The sequence below is a fragment of the Phycicoccus sp. genome, from assembly GCF_035325325.1.
Classification (GTDB): Bacteria; Actinomycetota; Actinomycetes; order Actinomycetales; family Dermatophilaceae; genus Phycicoccus.
In genome coordinates this window covers 17,803-35,840 of the sequence record NZ_DAOLAC010000002.1, presented here as the reverse complement: position 1 = coordinate 35,840, position 18,038 = coordinate 17,803, and the positions used below count along the sequence as shown (strand labels likewise).

The window sequence follows — 18,038 nt, the reverse complement described above, 5'->3', positions numbered from 1 at the left end:
TCAGGGGGTGCGGCGGCGGTAGGCGCCGCGTGGCCCCGGGGTGCTGCCGAGCGGACGCTGCGGCCGTCCGTCGTCGGTCGGCGCGAGGCCGCCCTGGCAGCTCGGGCACGAGAAGACGGTGCGCTCGCGTGGCGGGACCCCCGCCATGGCGACCCGGACTGTGTCGCCGCACCGGCGGCACGGCCGACCGGAGCGGGCGTGGACGTACGCCTCCTCACCGGCCCGCTGGATGCCCGTGCTGCCCTGCCACCCGGTGCGCTCCGCCGCCGCCATCAGCCGGTGCAGCCGGTCGAGGAGCCGGTCGAGCCGCTCGGGGTCGGTCGAGGCCGTCGGCGCCCACGGGTGCATCCGCTCGAGGAAGAGCAGCTCGCTGGCCCAGAACGTGCCGACGCCGGCGAGGGAGCGCTGGTCGAGGAGCGCCTCGACGAGGGTGCCCGGGTGGGCGAGCAGGCGGTCGCGGGCGCGCTCGGGGTCCCAGTCCGGGCCGAGGACGTCCGGGCCGAGGTGCCCGACGAGGTCGGCCTCGCGGGCGGTGGGGACGAGGTCGAGCATGCCCAGCCGGAGCCCGAGGCCGGACCACTCCTCGGTGAGGACGGCGGCGCGCAGGTCGGGGCTGCGCAGCCGCCGCTCGGTGCGCGGGCCGGGGTGCTCGACCCGCCACTGGCCCTCCATCCGCAGGTGGGTGTGGAGCGTCGAGCCGGTGTCGAAGCGGTGCAGGACGTGCTTGCCGCGGGCCACGACCTCGAGGGTCGTGGCGCCGCGCAGGTCGACGTCGGGGACCGACGGCCAGCGCAGCTCGGCGTGGGTCACCACGCGCCCGGCGAGGGCGCGGTGCAGCCGGTCGGCGGTCCGGTGGACGGTGTCACCCTCGGGCACGTGGCCTCACCGCCGCATCCGCAGCCCGCGGGGAGTGAGGTGGAAGCCGGCCGCCTCGAGCGCGGCGACGACCGGGTGGTCCGAGCCGAGGAGCTGACCGCCGTCGGCCTTCTCGACGGTGATCCGGCCGAGGTGGCCGCGGCGGACGGCGTCGGCGAGGGCGGTCGCCGCCCGCGCCAGGACCTCGGCGTCGTCGGCGAAGGTCAGCAGGGTCTTGCCACCACGCTCGACGTAGAGCACGAGCACGCCGTCGACGAGGACGACGACGGCGCCGGCCTTGCGTCCCGGCTGGTGCCGGCGGCGCCGGTCGTCGGGGGCGTCGTCGGTGGGGTCGGCGGCGCGGTCGGGCCACGGCAGCGCCGCGCCGTAGGGGTTGGCCGGGTCGGCGGCCGCGAGGACGACGGTGGTCGGCTCGCTCCGGCGCTGGTCCCCGGCCGGTTGGGTGCCGGCCCGCAGCCGGTCGACGGCCCCGGAGGTGCCGAACTGCGAGGCGCCGAGGCCCTCGACGAAGTAGCCGCGCCGCACCCGGCCGCTCTCCTCGGCCTTGCCGAGGACCCGGTAGACGCCGGCGAACCCGCCGGGGACCTCCTCGGCGGCGACGGCGCCGCGGGTGACGACGCCGTACCGGTCGAGGAGCAGCTCGGCGGTGGCCAGCGCCCGCAGGGTGGGGTCGTCCTCGGCCGGCGGCAGGAGCGACCAGCGCCCGGTGACCCGGGCCGGCCCGGTGCGCGCGGGGAGGGCTGGCCGTGAGGGTGCGGACCCCAGCGCGCCGAGCGGCCCGCGCCGACCGCCGTAGCGGGTCCGCCGTGGCCCGGGCGCCGACCGCTTGTGGGTCGTGCGGCCGCCGGCCAGCAGGGCGCGGACCGGCGCGAAGGTGTCGCCGGTGACCCGGCCCGCCCACACGAGGTCCCAGAGGGTCGTGGCCAGCTCCTCGTCGTCGGTGCTGCCGACCTGGTCGGAGAGCGAGCGGAAGAAGTGCGCGCCACCACCGGCGAGGACGTCGAGGAGGGCGATACCGCGCTCGTCCGGTACCCGCTCGGGGTCCGGGCCGGGCAGCGTGAGGTGCGCCGAGTCGGCGAGGTGGAGCGAGACCCAGCCGTCGTCGCCCGGGAGCGACCCGTGCCCACACCACAGGACCTCGCCGCTGGCCATCAGCTCGTCGAGGAGGGCGGGGGAGTAGTCGGCCACCCGGGCCGGCAGGACGAGGGACTCGATCGAGCTGGCCGGGAGCACCGCGCCGCTCAGCTGCTCGACGACCCGGACCACGCCGTCGCGACCCCGCAGCCGGCCGCCGACGCCCTGCCACTCGCCGACGAAGCGGCCGAAGGCGTCCGGGGTGACCGGCTCGACCTCGGCCCGCAGTGCCGCGAGGGAGCGCCGCCGGAGCATCCGGAGGACCTCGGCGTCGCAGAACTCGGTGGACCCGCCGCCGGTCGGCAGCAGCTCGCCCTCGACGACCCGGCCGGAGGAGACGAGCCGCGCCAGCGCCGTCGACGCCACGGCGACGCCGATGCCGTAGGCGCGGGCCACCTCGGCCACGTGGAACGGTGCGTGCGTGCGGGCGTACCGGGCGACGAGGTCGCCGAGGGGGTCCTCGACCGGCTCGAGGAAGGCCTGCGGGACACCGGGCGGGAGTGAGGCGCCGAGGGCGTCGCGCAGCCGGGAGGCGTCCTCGATGGCCGCCCAGCGGTCCTCGCCGGCCACCCGGACCGGGATGACCTGGCGCGCCGACGCGAGCCCGGCGAGCCACGACTCCACGTCGGAGCCGGTGACGCCCTCGCGGCAGCGCCGGACCACGCCGTCGACCGACAACGGCCCGAGCACCCGGAGCAGGTCGAGGACGTCGTCGGCGTCGCGGACCGCGCGCTCCGGGGTGAGCCGCTGCAGCTCGGCCTCGGTGCGGGCCACCTGCTCGGCGTCGAGGAGGTCGCGCAGGGCCAGCCCCTCGGAGCCGCCGAGCAGCTCCGCGAGCAGGCTCGGGTCGAGGGCGAGGGCGGCCGCGCGGCGCTCGGCCAGCGGGCTGTCGCCCTCGTAGAGGAACTGGGCGACGTACCCGAAGAGCAGCGACTTGGCGAACGGCGACGGGGTCGCGGACTCGACGTCGACGACGGTGACCTTCCGCCCGGCGACGTCGCGCATCAGCTCGGCGAGGCCGGGCACGTCGAAGACGTCCTGGACGCACTCCCGCACCGCCTCGAGGACGATCGGGAAGGTGGGGAAGCGGCTCGCCACCTCGAGCAGCTGCGAGGCGCGCTGGCGCTGCTGCCACAGCGGCTGACGGCGGTCGGGGCGACGACGGGGGAGGAGCAGGGCGCGTGCGGCGCACTCGCGGAACCGGCTGGCGAAGAGGGCCGAGCCGCCGATCTCCTCGGTGACCAGGGCTCGCACGTCGTCGGGCTCGAGGGTGACCAGCGCGAGGAGCTCGCGGCCGACGCCCCGCCGGTCGAGGCCCTCGACGTCGTCCCACTCGAGGTCGGGCAGCCGCAGCACGATGCCGTCGTCGCCGTGCATCGCCTGCACGTCGACGCCGAACCGGTCGCGCATCCGGGCCGAGAGGGCGAGCGCCCACGGGGCATGGACCTGGGCGCCGAAGGGGGAGTGGACCGCGATCCGCCAGTCGCCGAGCTCGTCGCGGAAGCGCTCGACGACGATGGTGCGGTCGTCGGGGACGTGCCCGGTGGCCTCGCGCTGCTCGCGCAGGTACGTGAGGAGGTTGTCGGCGGCCCACTCGTCGAGGCCGGCCGCCATGACCCGCTCGCGGGCGGCGTCGGGGGAGAGCGCCTCGACCTCGCGGACGAACTCGCCGACCGCCCGCCCCAGCTCGGCCGGCCGGCCGAGCGAGTCGCCCTTCCAGAACGGGAGGCGGCCGGGCAGCCCGGGCGCCGGGGTGACGAGCACGCGGTCGTGGGTGATGTCCTCGATCCGCCAGGTGCTCGTGCCGAGGGTGAAGAGGTCGCCGACCCGCGACTCGTAGACCATCTCCTCGTCGAGCTCGCCGACCCGCCGCCCCGGGCCCTCACCGGTGGCCAGGAAGACGGCGTAGAGCCCGCGGTCGGGGATCGTGCCGCCCGAGGTGACGGCGAGTCGCTGGGCGCCTCGGCGGCCGGTGAGGGTGTCGGACAACCGGTCCCAGGTGATGCGGGCCCGCAGCTCGGCGAAGTCCTCGCTCGGGTACCTGCCCGCGAGCATGTCGAGGACGGACTCGAGGACGGGCCGGGTCAGGGCCGCGTACGGCGCGGAGCGGCGGACGAGGGCCAGGACGTCGTCGACGGTCCACTCGTCGAGGGCGCACATCGCGACGACCTGCTGGGCGAGGACGTCCAGGGGGTTCTGCGGGACGTGCAGCGCCTCGATCGAGCCGGCGAGCATCCGTTCGACGACGACCGCCGTCTGGACGAGGTCGCCGCGGAACTTCGGGAAGAGGACACCGCGGGAGACGGCGCCGACCTGGTGTCCGGCCCGCCCGACCCGCTGCAGCCCGCTGGCCACGGACGGCGGCGACTCGACCTGGACGACGAGGTCGACCGCGCCCATGTCGATGCCGAGCTCGAGGCTGCTCGTCGCGACGACGGCCGGCAGCCGGCCGGACTTCAGCTCCTCCTCGATCTGGCCCCGCTGCTCCTTGCTCACCGAGCCGTGGTGGGCGCGGGCGAGGACCGGAGGTGCGCCGCCGCTCTGCCCGGACTGGGCCATCACCTGCGCCGGGGTGCTCCTGAGGACGGCCGGCCGAGGGGTTGCGCCGTCGGGCCCGACGGCGTCGTCCCCGTCGGCCGCCTCGACCCGCTCCTCCCAGATCTCGTTGAGCCGGGTGGTCAGCCGCTCGGCGAGCCGGCGGCTGTTGGAGAAGACGAGCGTGGAGGTGTGGTCGGCGACGAGGTCGACGATGCGCTCCTCGACGTGCGGCCAGATGGACGCCCGCTGCTCCTGCCCCGACGCCGCCCCGGCGAGGTCGCCGGTGGGCTGGCCGAGCTCGGACATGTCGGGGACCGGGACGACGACCTTGAGGTCCCATTCCTTGGTCGACGGCGGCTGGACGATGTCGACGGGTCGGCCGCCGGCGAGGTAGCGGGCCACCTCCTCGACGGGACGGACGGTGGCGGACAGGCCGATCCGCTGGGCCGGCCGTTCGAGCAGGGCGTCGAGCCGCTCGAGGGAGAGGGCGAGGTGGGCGCCGCGCTTGGTGCCGGCCAGGGCGTGCACCTCGTCGAGGACCACCGTCTCGACCCCGGCCAGGGCCTCGCGGGCGGCGCTGGTCAGCAGGAGGAAGAGCGACTCGGGTGTCGTGATGAGGACGTCGCTCGGGGTGCGGGCGAAGGCGCGCCGCTCGTCGGAGGGCGTGTCGCCGGAGCGGACGGCCACGGTGATGTCGGGCTCCGGCAGCCCCAGCCGGGTTGCCGCGTGCCGGATGCCGACGAGCGGGCTGCGCAGGTTGCGCTCGACGTCGACGGCGAGGGCCTTCATCGGGGAGACGTAGAGGACCCGGCAGCGCCGCATCCGGTTCTCGGGCACCGGTTCGGCGGCGAGGCGGTCGAGGGCCCAGAGGAAGGCGGAGAGGGTCTTGCCGGAACCGGTGGGGGCGACGACGAGGGCGTGGTGGCCGCTGCTCACCGCCTCCCAGGCGCCGGTCTGCGCGGCCGTGGGCGCGCTGAAGCTGCCCCGGAACCACGCGGCCGTGGCGGGGGAGAACCGGTCGAGGACATCGGCATCCATGCTGGTCACACCCTCTCATCCGGCGCCGACACGAGGGTGCGCCGAGGGCTCAGGAGGCGGGCCGGCGGGTGAAGGTCAGGTGGGTCACGCCGCTGGGGCTCGACACGGCCTCGACGGCGTAGTCCGACTCGAGCCCCTCGAGCCCGTCCCAGAGCCGCACCCCGCGGCCGAGCACGATCGGCACCTGCACGACGTGCATGAGGTCGACGAGCCCCGCGGCGAGGAAGTCGCGCACGACGGTGGCGCCGCCGCCGATCCGCACGTCGAGGTCACCGGCAGCTGCCCGGGCCACCTCGAGCGCCTCGACGGGGGAGGCCTCGAGGAAGTGGAAGGTCGTGCCACCCTCCATCTCCATCGACGGCCGCGGGCGGTGGGTCAGGACGTAGGTCGGCGTGTGGAACGGCGGGTCCTCGCCCCACCAGCCGCGCCACTGCGGGTCGTCCTGCCAGCCGGGCGGGCCGAACTTGTTGGCGCCCATGATCTCGGCGCCGAAGCCGTCGGCGAACCGCCGGGCGAACGCGTCGTCGACCCCCTCGCCGCCGTCGGGCCCCCAGTAGCGGGTCGCGAACATCCACTCGTGCAGCCGCTGGCCGGCGTGCCCGAACGGCGCCTCGAGCGACTGCGGCTCCCCGGAGCCGAACCCGTCGAGGGAGATGGCGAAGTTGTGGACCCGGGTACGTGACATGTCGGCTGCTCCTGGTCGGCGACGGGACCGTTCGGGGGTCCGGTTGCCTCGCACGCTAGCGCGCCGGCATGCATCCCGGGGTTCACGGACCGGACGAGCCGCCACCCGGGGTCCGGTCCTTCGTGGCGACCAGCGTCACGGCGATCAGCGCTCCGATCACGCTGAACGAGATGAGCGCGATGTTGCCCGTCCGGACCGACAGGGCCACTGCGCCGATCGCGGCGAGTGCGACCACCACCGACGCCAGGTACGGGACGGCCGACCACCGGGCCGCGGCTCCTGCCGGAGCGGGGACCTGCGTTGCGGGCCGGTCCTCGTGCGGGATCACCAGCGCCGTCGGGATGGCCTCGTCGATCTTCGCCACCGCAGCCACACCCCGGCGCCACAGCGTCGGTTCGACGAGGATCGACCGCCCCGCGTCGCTGACCACCTCCCGGCCTCCGTCCGGGGCGGCGACGACCGCAGCCACCTCGTCGAAGGGGACGACGCGCCACCTGTTCCGTCTGCCCACCGCCACGACCTCGTCGGACACGACGAGCGCGGAGCGATCGCCCGGCGCGTTGAGCGAGCGGTAGGTCGTCCCCACCGGTCGCTCGCGCGTCTCCCGCCACCCCATGACGGGCATGGACTCCTTCCACACCGCCCCCTCGGGGACGCCGAGGACGAGGCTGTCCGCACACACCTCGGCCGCGGCACGGACGTCGTCCACCGTCAGGCGCAGGAGCTGCTCGAGGTGCTCCTCGGGCTCGAGGGTGGCGCCGCCCTCGAGCCGGGTCCCTGCGACCATGTGGGCGAGAGAGAGCGCGTTGTAGGGGTCGCGGACTCGCTGTGCGGCCGCCTCGACCGCGGCGGTCAGGGCCCGCTCGTCCGGGCCACGGCGGCGCAGGTTCTCCACCGAGCCGTACACCAGGTCGACGACGCGCGGGAGGATGCTCGGGGCCACCGCGGAGCCGGCGCCGACGACGGCCGCATCGACCGCCACCGGCTCGTAGACGGACCACGGTGAGTAGGCTCCGTGCGCCACGTCGCGCAGCTCGCGGCGGAGCTCGCCGGCCAGCAGGTCGGCCAGCACCCCGGCGGCCGCACCGCGCTGGACGAGCCCGGAGCAGCACACGTGTGAGTCCAGCACGTGCGCTGCCGGGAAGGGACCCGTGCCCCCGGGCAGGGGTGGGACCGAACGTCGCTCGCCGCCGGGGAGGGCGAGGCGTGTCGTCGCGCGCGGTGGGCCGTCGAGCACCAACGCGGCGTTGCCCGCCGTGAACGCCGACCTCACCAGGCCCAGCAGGTGCTCCGGCGTGGCCCGTCGCAGCCCTGGCTCGTCGAACCCGACGAGTCCGGGACCCTGCGCGCCGAATCGCTGGACCAGGGTCGTGGCCATCGCGCCGCGGGGGCGCTGCGCGGCCTCGGCCCGCAGGACCTCGCGTTCGCCGTGGACCGACCCGAAGGACGGACGCGCGAACCAGCGGGTGGCGTCCTCGAGGAAGGCTTCCACCGCGTCGGCCGGCCCGTGCGCGTCGATCGTCGTCCGCAGGAGGGACGTGGAGCCGTTGACCTGGAGGGCGCCTCCGCCGCGGCCCCGCAGGGCGAGGTGTTCGACGAGGTGCGTCCACCCGCTGGTCGGGAGCGTCTCGTCCACGATCCCCGTCCGGAACACGAGGCTGGCCGCGAGCGTCGGGCGACCACTGTCGACCCAGAGGACGGGGACCCCGGAGATCTCGTCCTCCCGCACGGTCGCGAGCCGGCTCACCATCGTGTCAGTGTCGCGGCTGCTGCTGGGTGATGCAGTGGATGCCGCCGCCGCGGGCGAAGAGCGGCCGGGCGTCGACGCCGACGACGGTGCGGCCCGGGTAGACCCGCTCCAGCACGGCGAGCGACGCCCCGTCCTGCTCGTCCTCGAACGCGCAGGCCACGACCCCGCCGTTGACGACGAGGTGGTTGATGTAGGACCAGTCGACCCAGCCCTCGTCGTCGGAGAGCGTGCGCGGCGCCGGCACGCGCACCACCTCGAGGGAACGGCCCGCGGCATCGGTGGCGGAGGACAGCAGGCCCTCGAGCTCGACGGACACCTCGTGGTCGGGGTGGGCGGGGTCCCCCTGCCAGTGGAGGAGGACGACGCCGGGCGCGGCGAAGGTCGCGACGATGTCGACGTGCCCGCGGGTGCCGAACTCGTCGTAGTCGCGGGTCAGCCCTCGCGGCAGCCAGATGCAGTGCGTCGCACCGATGGTGCGGGCCAGCTCGGCCTCGACGTCGGCGCGTCCCAGCCCGGGGTTGCGCCCCGGGTCGAGCTGCACGGTCTCGGTGAGGAGCACGGTGCCCTCGCCGTCGACGTGGATCCCGCCGCCCTCGTTGACCAGCTCGGACCCGATGCGCTCCGCCCCGGCCCGGCCGGCGACGAACGTCCCGACCTGCGCGTCGTGCTCCCACGAGGCCCACTCCTGCGCACCCCAGCCGTTGAAGACCCAGTCGACCGCGCCGAGGGCGCCGGCGTCCGAGACGACGAAGGTCGGCCCGATGTCGCGCATCCACGCGTCGTCGAGCGGGGCCTCGAGGACGTCGAGCCGGTGGTGCTCGTGCCGGCCCTCGCCGAGCCAGTGCCGGGCGACGGCCACGGCGGCGGGGTCGACGACGACGGTGACCGGCTCGAAGCGCGACACCGCGAGGGCGACGTCCGCCCACGTCGCGCGCGCCTCATCGGCGTCGGCCTCGGTGTCGCCGAGCGTGTAGCCCGAGGACGGCCAGGCCATCCAGGTGCGCTCGTGGGGTGCCCACTCGGGCGGCATCCGCCAGGTCATCGGGCTCACGCCTCCCGGCGGTGCTCGGGACGCACCGGGGCGGCGAGCGCAGCATAGGAGTCGGGCCGCCGGGTCGCGAGGAACGGGAAGAGCTCGAGCCAGTCGCGGCGCTGCGCGAGGTCGAGGTCGGCGACGAGCACGGCCGCCTCGTCGCGCGGGGCCCGGACGAGCACGCGGCCGTACGGGTCCGCGATGAACGACGAGCCGTAGAAGGTGATCAGCCCCTCGGTGCCGTAGCGGTTCGGGACGACGACGAACAGGCCGCTCGCGATGGCGTGCCCGACGATCGTGTGCTCCCACAGCGGCTGGGTGTCGAAGTCGGGGTGGTCGGGCTCGGAGCCGATCGCCGTCGGGTAGGCGAGCACCTGGGCGCCGCCGAGGGAGTAGGCCCGGGCCACCTCGGGGAACCACTCGTCCCAGCAGGTCGGCAGCCCGACGCGCATCCCGAGGTCGGCGACGTCGTAGACCGGGTAGGCGCCCTCGGGCGGGCCGGCGCGGAAGTAGCGGTCCTCGTAGTAGCCCGCGGTCACCGGGATGTGGGTCTTGCGCGTGCGACCCACGAGCGTGCCGTCCGAGGCGACGAGGACGGCGGTGTTGAAGCCGAGCCCGTCGTCGGTGCCGTCCGGGGCCGGCGCCTTCTCGAAGAGGCTCGCGTGGACGTACGCGCCCGTGGTGGCGGCGGCCTCGCGCGCGAACGCGAGCGTCGGCCCGTCCTCGAGCGACTCGGCGCTCGCGTCCGGCCGACCGGCCGGCAGCGTGTCGGCCGGGTAGCGCGAGAGGGTGAGCTCGGGGAGGAACACGACGCGGGCGCCGGCGTCGGCGGCGGTGCGCACGCCGTCGAGCAGGGTGGCCCGCAGCCGGTCGGCGTCCGCGTCCCACGCGTGCTGGACCAGGCCGACGCGCACCGGCGGCTCGGAGGGCTCGTGGACGCGGGCGAGCGAGGGGAGGACCCCGTCGGCGGTGATGAGGCGCATGGCGCCAGTATGCCGCCGTCGCCGGGCCCCGCCCGACCGGGCGGTCCACGCGCCCGCCTACCATCGACGGGTGCGTCACTCGAGGTTCTGGGAGCTCATGGCCGAGGAGTTCGGCGACGCGTACTCGCGCTCGCTCGCGCGCAGCCAGCACCTGACCGCGCTCGGCGGTCACACCGCCGACGAGGCCCTCGACGCCGGGGTCGCGCCGCGCGAGGTGTGGACGGCCCTCTGCGACCAGATGGACGTCCCCGAGGAGCGCCGGCACGGGCGCGACCACCCGCCGAGGGCCTGAGCGGAGCGGCTCAGCCCACCCGCACGCGCAGTCGCAGGGTGTTGTCGGGGAACGGCGCCGCACCGCGGGCGTCGACGACCGCGAACCGCACGTCGCACGACCCGGTGCCGGAGGGCACGGTGACCGCGACCGAGACGTCGGCGGTCGACCCCGCCGCGGTCGCCGGGACGGGGACCTCGCCGACCGACTGGCAGTCGTCGACGTGCTGCGGCTGGTCGAGGCGGCGCAGCAGGTAGCCGGTCCACGGGCGGCTCCCGGTGTTGCGCAGCCGCCAGGTCTTGGTGCGGACCACCCCGGGCGCGACCGTGGCGCAGTCCGGGATCGTGACGTCCGCGACGAGGAGCATCCCCGGCGTGGTCCTCCGGGCGGCCGCGACGGCGGCCGACCCGGAGCCCTCGCACCCGCCCGGCGGCGGTGTGGGGGCCGGAGCCGTCGCGGCCGAGCCGACCGCCCACGGGCGCGCCTGGGCCCCGGAGAGCCGCGCGGTCGCGTCGACGCCGAGGGCGAGGGTGACCACGCCGGCGACGGCGAGCACCCCGACGAGCGGCCGCCGCGTGGCGCGTGCCGCCTCCGTCACGGGCTCGGGTGCCGGGTCCGTCGGCGGGGTGGGGGGAGGTGCGTCGTCGGTGGACCGCTGCGGCCGGCCGGCCGCCACGACGCCGTGCGCGCACTCCCACCGCGCCCGGAAGTCGGCCGGGTCGCCCCCGCAGGCCCGCACGTACTCGACCGTCGTCTCCCAGCTCGGCAGCCGGTGCCCCTGCGACGCCTCGTGGAGGGTGGTGTGCGAGATGGCTCTCGACCGCGCGGCCATGGCGCGGAAGGACGGGCGTCCGCACCCCTCCCGCAGCTGCGCGAGGTCGTTCGCGAACCCCTCGATGGCCCGTGCCCTGGCCGCAGCTCGTGGCGCCACGTCGCTCCCTCCCGCGGGTCCGCCCCCCGGGGACCCGCTCCTCCCGGAGGCTACCGCCGCCGGGGCCCCGCGTCTCGGGGAGAACTCCCCGTCGCTGCGCGAGGAAGGGCCGCTCACCGCGTCAGCGCGGTGGGCGGCCCTGTGCCGCAACGCCTCCGAGGGATGGAGGTCAGTGCAGCGTGATCCCGCTGTAGTAGTGGTCGAGGATGTACTGCCACGACCGGCCGGCGTTCGCGAGGTCCCGCGAGCCGTACTGCGACATCCAGTCGCCGCTGACCCACGCCGGGCACGCGGTCGTCGTCGAGCAGTAGTGCGCCTGGAGGATCGAGCCGCCGCGCGTCATCCGGGTGCCCCACGTGTCGTCCACCGCGGCGCTCGTGGAGGTGACCGCCGAGCTCGGCCGGTAGACCTGGTCGCCGGTGTCGTCGCGGACGTCGTAGCAGGCGCCCCACGAGGTCTTCCGGGTGGAGTGCAGGGCCCAGTACCAGCCGTAGCTCTTGACGGCCATCGCCCCGGCCCGCAGCGAGGCCCGCGGCCAGCTGCTGACCCACTCGTTGGGCAGGACGTTCTTGACGTAGCTCCGGAACGCGACGCGGTCGACCCGTCCGGCGCTCACCCGGTAGACGAGGATGCTGCTCGGCGGCGTCGTGTTCGTGCCGTCGGTGGAGCACCCCCCGCCGCCACCGCTGCTCACCCCGACCTTGTGCGAGGCGTTGTTGTTCTTGAGCGTCGCGTCGAGGTTCTTCTTCGCGCCCGGCGCGAAGTCCTGGGAGTGGTGGCTGCCGTCGAAGTCGCTGTTGTAGTAGACCCGCACCGTCTTGCCGGTGCGGTTCCAGACCGAGGCGGCGTTGTTCTTGACGCACAGCCCCTTGCCGTTGCCGGGACCCCTGAAGTCGTAGCAGCTCGGCTGGGTCGTGCCGTAGTCGGCGACGGAGCCGGTGAAGTCGGAGACCGACCCGGCGTTGTCGGAGTTGTAGTAGTAGCAGAACTCGCCGGACTGGCACACGCCGTCGCGGGCGGCCGCGGCGGCCGGCTGGGCGGCGGTCACGGTGGCAGTGAGCGCCGTCAGGACCGCGAGCGCGGTGGCGGCGAGTGGTCGGTGGATGCGCACGGGGAGACCTCCCGGTCGGGCCGGGCCGGCGACCCGGACGACGAGAGCCGTCCGGGTCGCCGGTCACCGGCAGGGGTGGTGGGTCAGTGGTTGACCTTGAACCAGGGCTGGGCCCAGCCGAGGTACGGCTTGCCCCACTTGCTCTTGATCTCGGAGATCGTGGTCCGGGTGTACGAGCCGTTGCCGTGGATGTCGTTCGAGATGAACTCGCCACCGCCGATCGAGATCATCACGTGGCCGGAGCCGCCGCTGAAGAAGGCGAGCGCGCCGGCCGGGACGTTCGTGTCACCGGGGTGCTTGAACGAGCCCGGGATCTGGGTCCAGTGGACGTAGGCCGTCGTCGAGCCGCTGTGCGCCCAGCCGTAGGCGAGGCCGACGAGGTGGTCGCAGAGGTTGTAGTAGCCGTCCTGGTATCCGGAGTGGACGTGGTTCTTGGCCCAGGTGACCGCCTGCGCGCAGGTCTTCGGGTCGCCGGTGCCCGCGATGGAGCAGCTGCCGCCACTGCCGAGGCCGATCCGGTGCGAGGCGTTGTCGTTCTTGAGGTTGGCGTTGAGGTTCTTCTTCGCCCCGGCGGCGAAGTCCTGGTAGTACCGGCTGCCGTCGTAGTTGCTGTTGAAGTAGACCCGCACGGTCTTGCCGGTGCGGTTCCAGACCGAGGCGGCGTTGTTCTTGATGCACTGGCCCTTGCCGTTGCCGGGGCCCTTGAAGTCGTAGCAGCTGGGCTGGGTGGTGCCGTAGTCGCCGACCGACGTCGTGAAGTCGGAGACCGAGCCGGCGTTGTCGGAGTTGTAGTAGTAGCAGAACTCGCCGGACTGACAGACGCCGTCGCGGGCCGCGGCCTGGGCCGGGGCGGCGGTGCCGAGCATCGGCACGGCCACGGCGGCCGCCGTGGCCAGCGCGGCGAGCAGCTTCTTCCTGGGTGTCATGGTGGGTGTCCCTCCTGGTGGGGTGGTCCTGCGGTCCGGTGTCCCCCCGTGGGTTCTCCGCAGGTGCCGACGACGGTGCCCGCCCGGGCGGTCCGTCCGACACCCCGGCGCGTGTCAGGGGGTGTCAGGTCGCTGTCAGGACGGCCCTGACCTGCGGTGACGTCGGTGTCGTCAGATGCCGGCGGGTCGGGCCGCGCGGCCCTGCGCAGCCATGACGCGCCGGAAACCGCGGTGCCCGCGTCGGCGGGCTCGGCTAGCGTCGTCCCTCGTGACTGACGACGTGCTCCTGCACGCCCGGGGGCTGACCAAGAGCTTCGGCGACTTCACCGCCGTCGACGGCATCGACGTGCTCGTCCGGCGCGGGGAGGCCTTCGGCTTCCTCGGCCCGAACGGCGCCGGCAAGTCCTCGACGATGAAGATGGTCGGCTGCGTCTCGCCGGCCACCGGCGGCGAGCTGCGCATCCTCGGGATGGACCCGGCCGCCGACGGCCCGGCCATCCGGGCCCGGCTCGGCGTCTGCCCGCAGCAGGACATGCTCGACGAGGACCTCTCGGTGGAGGAGAACCTCTGGGTGTACGGCCGCTTCTTCGGCCTCTCCCGCCGTGAGGTGCGGGCCCGCACCGACGAGCTGCTCGACTTCGCCCAGCTCACCGAGCGCCGGCACGACCGCGTCGAGCCGCTCTCCGGCGGGATGAAGCGCCGGCTCACCATCGCGCGGGCGCTCGTCAACAACCCCGAGGTGCTCCTCCTCGACGAGCCGACCACCGGACTCGACCCGCAGGCCCGGCACGTGCTCTGGGACCGCCTGTACCGTCTCAAGCGCGACGGGGTCACCCTGATCATCACGACGCACTACATGGACGAGGCCGAGCAGCTCTGCGACCGGCTCGTCGTCATGGACCACGGCCGGATCGTCGCCGAGGGCAGCCCGCGCCAGCTGATCGACACCTACTCCACGCGCGAGGTCGTCGAGCTGCGCTTCGCCGTCGACGAGCAGGAGCGGCACGTCGAGGCCGTCCGCGGGGTGGCCGACCGCGTCGAGGAGCTCCCGGACCGCCTCCTCGTCTACACCGCCGACGGCGACGACACGCTCGCCGCGCTCCACGACCGCGGGGTCCGACCGCTGTCGGCGCTCGTGCGCCGCTCGACGCTCGAGGATGTCTTCCTCCACCTCACCGGCCGATCGCTGGTCGACTGATGTCCACGCCGACGGCCACCGTCTCGACGGCCCCGAGCGGGCGGCTCGCCGCCGGTCCGCGCCGGCCGACCACGCGCGCTGAGCGGGTCGGCGCCGTCATGGCCCACCACTTCTTCGTCTACCGGCGCACGTGGAAGGGCTCGATCATCGGGCGATTCGCCTCGCCGCTGTTCTTCCTCCTCTCGATGGGCCTCGGGCTCGGCGCGCTCGTCGACGCGCGGGCCGGTGGCGTCGCGGGCCTGCCCTACCTGCGCTTCGTCGTCCCGGGCATCCTCGCGATGCAGGCGATGATGCTCGCGTTCGGCGACTCCACGTACGCCGTCATGGGGTACATCAAGTGGAACCGGATGTACTCGGCGATGCTCGCGACGCCGCTGCGGGTCGGCGAGGTGCTCGGGGGCCACCTCGCGGTCGTCGCGCTCCAGATCGGCCTCGCGACGGCGATCTTCCTCCTCGTCGCCGCGCCGTTCGGCGCGTTCGGCTCGTGGTGGGTGCTGCTCGCCGTGCCGGTCGCCGTCCTCACCGGGATGGCCTTCGCCGTGCCGCTCTTCGGGCTCTCCGCGCGGATGGAGACCGACAGCGGGTTCAGCATCCTCTTCCGCTTCGTCATGACCCCGCTCATGCTGTTCTCCGGCACCTTCTTCCCGGTGGCCCAGCTGCCGGCGTGGATGCAGCCGCTCGCCTGGGTCACGCCCCTCTCGCACGGCGTCGAGCTCTCCCGGGACGCCTCGGAGGGCCGGTGGCCGGGGTGGCTCGGGGCGGTCCACCTCGCCGTGCTAGCCGCGTACGTCGGGGTCGGCTGGGTGCTCGCCCACCGTTCCTTCTCCCGCAGGCTCCTCTCGTGACCACCGTCGCGCGCGCAGCGCGGTTCGTTCCCGCACCGGCCGGGATCGGCCTGGCGAGGTACGTCGTCCTGCGCAACGTCACGGCCTTCCGCCGGGCCTGGCTGCTCCTCCTCAGCGGGTTCGTCGAGCCGGTCTTCTACCTGTTCTCGATCGGGGTCGGGCTCGGGGCACTCGTCCGGACGGTCACCACGGACTCCGGCACCGTCGTGCCGTACGCAGAGTTCGTCGCGCCGGCACTGCTCGCGGCATCGGCGATGAACGGCGCGATCGCGGACAGCACCTACAACGTCTTCTTCAAGCTGCGCCACCAGCGGCTCTACGACGCGATCCTCGCCACCCCGGTCGGCCCGCGCGACATCGCGGTCGGCGAGATCCTCTGGTCGCTGATGCGTGGCGCGCTCTACTCGGCGATGTTCCTCGCCGTCGCCTGGGTCGCCGGTCTCGTGCACTCGTGGTGGGCGCTGCTCGCGGTGCCGGCGGCGCTGCTCGTCGGCCTGGCGTTCGGGGCGGTCGGGATGTTCGCGACGACCTTCATGAGCTCCTGGCAGCACTTCGACTACATCACCCTCGCGGTCCAGCCGATGTTCCTCTTCTCCGCCACCTTCTTCCCGCTCTCCACCTACCCGGAGGCGCTGCAGTGGCTCGTCGCGGCGACACCGCTCTACCACGGGGTGGCCCTCGAGCGCTCGCTCGTCCTCGGCGAGGTGTCGTGGGGCCTGCTCTGGCACGTCGGCTACCTCGCCGCCCTCGGTGTCGTGGGTGTCGTCGGCACCTCGCGGCGGATCGCCACCCTGCTGCTCACCTGAGGACCGGCGTGTCGCGGCGCGCCTGCGGACGTCGAACACGTGTTCGTCTACGCTCGTCCACAGGTGGTGGCCCCGGCCGCATCCGTCCACAGGCTCCACGGCGGCCCGTGACCGCTGTCGGTGCCCCCACCTAGCGTCTGACCACGACCTCGCGACGAGACCGACCGCGGGGCCCGGTCGCCGGTAGGCGCGCTCGACGACAGACGAAGGAACAGGTGTGACATGGCTGGTAGTGCTCGCGGAAGCGTGATGCCCAACCCGGTGGCCGCCGCCGAGGGTGGCGAGCGGGACAAGGCGCTCGCCTCGGTGATGGCCCAGATCGAGAAGCAGCACGGCAAGGGCGCGGTCATGCGCCTCGGTGACGACGTCCGTCCGCCGATCGCCGTCATCCCGACCGGGTCGATCTCCCTCGACGTCGCGCTCGGCATCGGGGGCCTGCCCCGGGGCCGCGTCGTCGAGATCTACGGCCCGGAGTCCTCGGGCAAGACGACCGTCGCCCTCCACGCGGTGGCCAACGCGCAGAAGGCCGGCGGCATCGCGGCCTTCATCGACGCGGAGCACGCCCTCGACCCGGAGTACGCGAAGAAGCTCGGGGTCGACATCGACGCCCTCCTCGTCTCCCAGCCCGACACGGGGGAGCAGGCGCTCGAGATCGCCGACATGCTCATCCGCTCCGGCGCCCTCGACATCATCGTCATCGACTCCGTCGCGGCCCTCGTGCCCCGCGCCGAGATCGAGGGCGAGATGGGCGACAGCCACGTCGGCCTCCAGGCCCGCCTCATGTCGCAGGCGCTGCGCAAGATCACCGGCGCGCTCAACACCACCGGCACGACGGCGATCTTCATCAACCAGCTCCGCGAGAAGATCGGCGTGATGTTCGGCTCGCCCGAGACGACGACGGGCGGCAAGGCGCTGAAGTTCTACGCGTCGGTCCGCCTCGACGTGCGCCGCATCGAGACCCTCAAGGACGGCAGCGACCCGGTCGGCAACCGCACGCGAGTCAAGGTCGTCAAGAACAAGGTCAGCCCGCCGTTCAAGCAGGCCGAGTTCGACATCCTCTACGGGCAGGGCATCTCCCGCGAGGGCGGCCTCATCGACATGGGGGTCGACCACGGCTTCGTCCGCAAGGCGGGCGCCTGGTACACGTACGAGGGCGACCAGCTCGGCCAGGGCAAGGAGAACGCCCGCGCGTTCCTCAAGGACAACCCCGAGCTCGCCGACGAGATCGAGAAGAAGATCAAGGACAAGCTCGGCGTCGGCGCCAAGGTCGAGCTCGAGGCCGTCCCGGACGTCCCGGTCGACTTCTGAGGCCGAGCCCGTGGCGTTCCACGACGCGTCGGCCCCGCCGCCCGGCTGGGCGGCGGGGCCGGGCGCGCCGGCACCTCCGGACCCCGAGGCCGACCCGCGCACCCGGGGGGACGAGCCGGACCCGCACGACTGGGCCCGGCAGATCGTCCTGCGCCAGCTGACGGCCGCCCCGCGCAGCCGCTCCCAGCTCGAGACGGCCCTGCGTCGCAAGGACTGCCCCGACGACGTCGCCGCCGCCGTCCTCGACCGGATGGAGGAGGTGGGCCTCGTCGACGACGAGGCGTACGCCGGGATGCTCGTCCGCTCCCAGCAGGCCGGGCGCGGGCTGGCCCGGCGCGCCCTGCGCCAGGAGCTGCGCCGCAAGGGGGTCGACGACGAGACCGCGGCCGCCGCCCTCGACGAGGTCGACCCGCACGCCGAGGAGGAGCGGGCCCGCGAGCTCGTCGAGAAGAGGCTGCGCACGATGCACGGGCTCGAACCGCACGTGCAGACCCGGCGCCTCGCCGGGATGCTCGCCCGCAAGGGGTACGACGGCGAGGTGGCGATGCGGGTCGTGCGCGAGGCCGTCCGCGACGCGCCGGAGCACCAGCGCGACTGACGCGCCC

The 18,038-nt window shown here is 74.3% G+C and carries 15 protein-coding genes; 6 read left to right on the top strand and 9 right to left on the bottom strand.

What is annotated here, in order from left to right:
* The 6 genes from PKA89_RS01820 to PKA89_RS01795 all read right to left on the bottom strand — a co-directional run bounded on the left by PKA89_RS01820 (position 1) and on the right by PKA89_RS01795 (position 10,037).
* Positions 1 to 876 (bottom strand): DNA-formamidopyrimidine glycosylase family protein, encoded by an 876-nt coding sequence (locus PKA89_RS01820; RefSeq protein ID WP_324416012.1) that lies wholly within the window; start codon positions 874 to 876, stop codon positions 1 to 3.
* A gap of 6 nt (positions 877 to 882) precedes the next feature.
* Entirely contained in the window at positions 883 to 5,586 is a 4,704-nt protein-coding gene (locus tag PKA89_RS01815; RefSeq protein WP_324416010.1) for an ATP-dependent helicase, read from the bottom strand.
* Between the two features lie 49 nt (positions 5,587 to 5,635).
* Positions 5,636 to 6,271, bottom strand: coding sequence for a dihydrofolate reductase family protein (locus PKA89_RS01810; protein ID WP_324416008.1), 636 nt, complete (start codon positions 6,269 to 6,271; stop codon positions 5,636 to 5,638).
* A gap of 82 nt (positions 6,272 to 6,353) precedes the next feature.
* Entirely contained in the window at positions 6,354 to 8,021 is a 1,668-nt protein-coding gene (locus PKA89_RS01805) for a hypothetical protein (RefSeq protein ID WP_324416005.1), read from the bottom strand.
* A gap of 4 nt (positions 8,022 to 8,025) precedes the next feature.
* Positions 8,026 to 9,063, bottom strand: a complete 1,038-nt coding sequence (locus tag PKA89_RS01800; RefSeq protein WP_324416003.1) for an agmatine deiminase family protein — start codon at positions 9,061 to 9,063, stop codon at positions 8,026 to 8,028.
* A 5-nt stretch (positions 9,064 to 9,068) separates the two neighbouring features.
* Positions 9,069 to 10,037 carry a nitrilase-related carbon-nitrogen hydrolase gene (locus PKA89_RS01795; protein WP_324416001.1) on the bottom strand — a complete coding sequence of 323 codons (969 nt, stop codon included), beginning with the start codon at positions 10,035 to 10,037 and terminating at the stop codon, positions 9,069 to 9,071.
* 70 nt (positions 10,038 to 10,107) lie between these two features.
* Between PKA89_RS01795 and PKA89_RS01790 the strand changes: the two genes are divergently transcribed.
* The gene (locus PKA89_RS01790) at positions 10,108 to 10,329 is read left to right on the top strand and encodes a DUF3046 domain-containing protein (protein WP_324415999.1); all 222 of its coding nucleotides are present in this window, start codon (positions 10,108 to 10,110) and stop codon (positions 10,327 to 10,329) included.
* Positions 10,330 to 10,339: 10 nt separating this feature from the next.
* Here PKA89_RS01790 and PKA89_RS01785 read toward each other — a convergent pair whose 3' ends face one another.
* From PKA89_RS01785 to PKA89_RS01775, 3 genes are all read right to left on the bottom strand, one after another.
* Positions 10,340 to 11,239, bottom strand: a complete 900-nt coding sequence (locus tag PKA89_RS01785; RefSeq protein ID WP_324415997.1) for an NBR1-Ig-like domain-containing protein — start codon at positions 11,237 to 11,239, stop codon at positions 10,340 to 10,342.
* Positions 11,240 to 11,408: 169 nt separating this feature from the next.
* The gene (locus tag PKA89_RS01780) at positions 11,409 to 12,350 is read right to left on the bottom strand and encodes a peptidase inhibitor family I36 protein (protein WP_324415995.1); all 942 of its coding nucleotides are present in this window, start codon (positions 12,348 to 12,350) and stop codon (positions 11,409 to 11,411) included.
* A gap of 83 nt (positions 12,351 to 12,433) precedes the next feature.
* Positions 12,434 to 13,276: a peptidase inhibitor family I36 protein gene (locus PKA89_RS01775; protein WP_324415993.1), complete on the bottom strand. Its 843-nt coding sequence runs from the start codon at positions 13,274 to 13,276 to the stop codon at positions 12,434 to 12,436.
* Positions 13,277 to 13,544: 268 nt separating this feature from the next.
* On the opposite strand from PKA89_RS01775, the gene PKA89_RS01770 reads away from it, so the two are divergent.
* From PKA89_RS01770 to PKA89_RS01750, 5 genes are all read left to right on the top strand, one after another.
* The gene (locus tag PKA89_RS01770) at positions 13,545 to 14,474 is read left to right on the top strand and encodes an ABC transporter ATP-binding protein (RefSeq protein ID WP_324415991.1); all 930 of its coding nucleotides are present in this window, start codon (positions 13,545 to 13,547) and stop codon (positions 14,472 to 14,474) included.
* On the top strand, positions 14,474 to 15,319 hold the full coding sequence (locus tag PKA89_RS01765; RefSeq protein WP_324415989.1) for an ABC transporter permease: 846 nt from the start codon (positions 14,474 to 14,476) through the stop codon (positions 15,317 to 15,319). The genes PKA89_RS01770 and PKA89_RS01765 overlap by 1 nt, the downstream gene beginning before the upstream one ends.
* On the top strand, positions 15,316 to 16,125 hold the full coding sequence (locus PKA89_RS01760; protein ID WP_324415986.1) for an ABC transporter permease: 810 nt from the start codon (positions 15,316 to 15,318) through the stop codon (positions 16,123 to 16,125). Before PKA89_RS01765 ends, PKA89_RS01760 begins: the two co-directional genes overlap by 4 nt.
* Before the next feature lie 249 nt (positions 16,126 to 16,374).
* Entirely contained in the window at positions 16,375 to 17,433 is a 1,059-nt protein-coding gene (recA, locus tag PKA89_RS01755) for a recombinase RecA (protein ID WP_324415984.1), read from the top strand.
* Positions 17,434 to 17,443: 10 nt separating this feature from the next.
* On the top strand, positions 17,444 to 18,031 hold the full coding sequence (locus PKA89_RS01750; protein ID WP_324415982.1) for a regulatory protein RecX: 588 nt from the start codon (positions 17,444 to 17,446) through the stop codon (positions 18,029 to 18,031).
* Positions 18,032 to 18,038 lie beyond the last annotated feature (7 nt).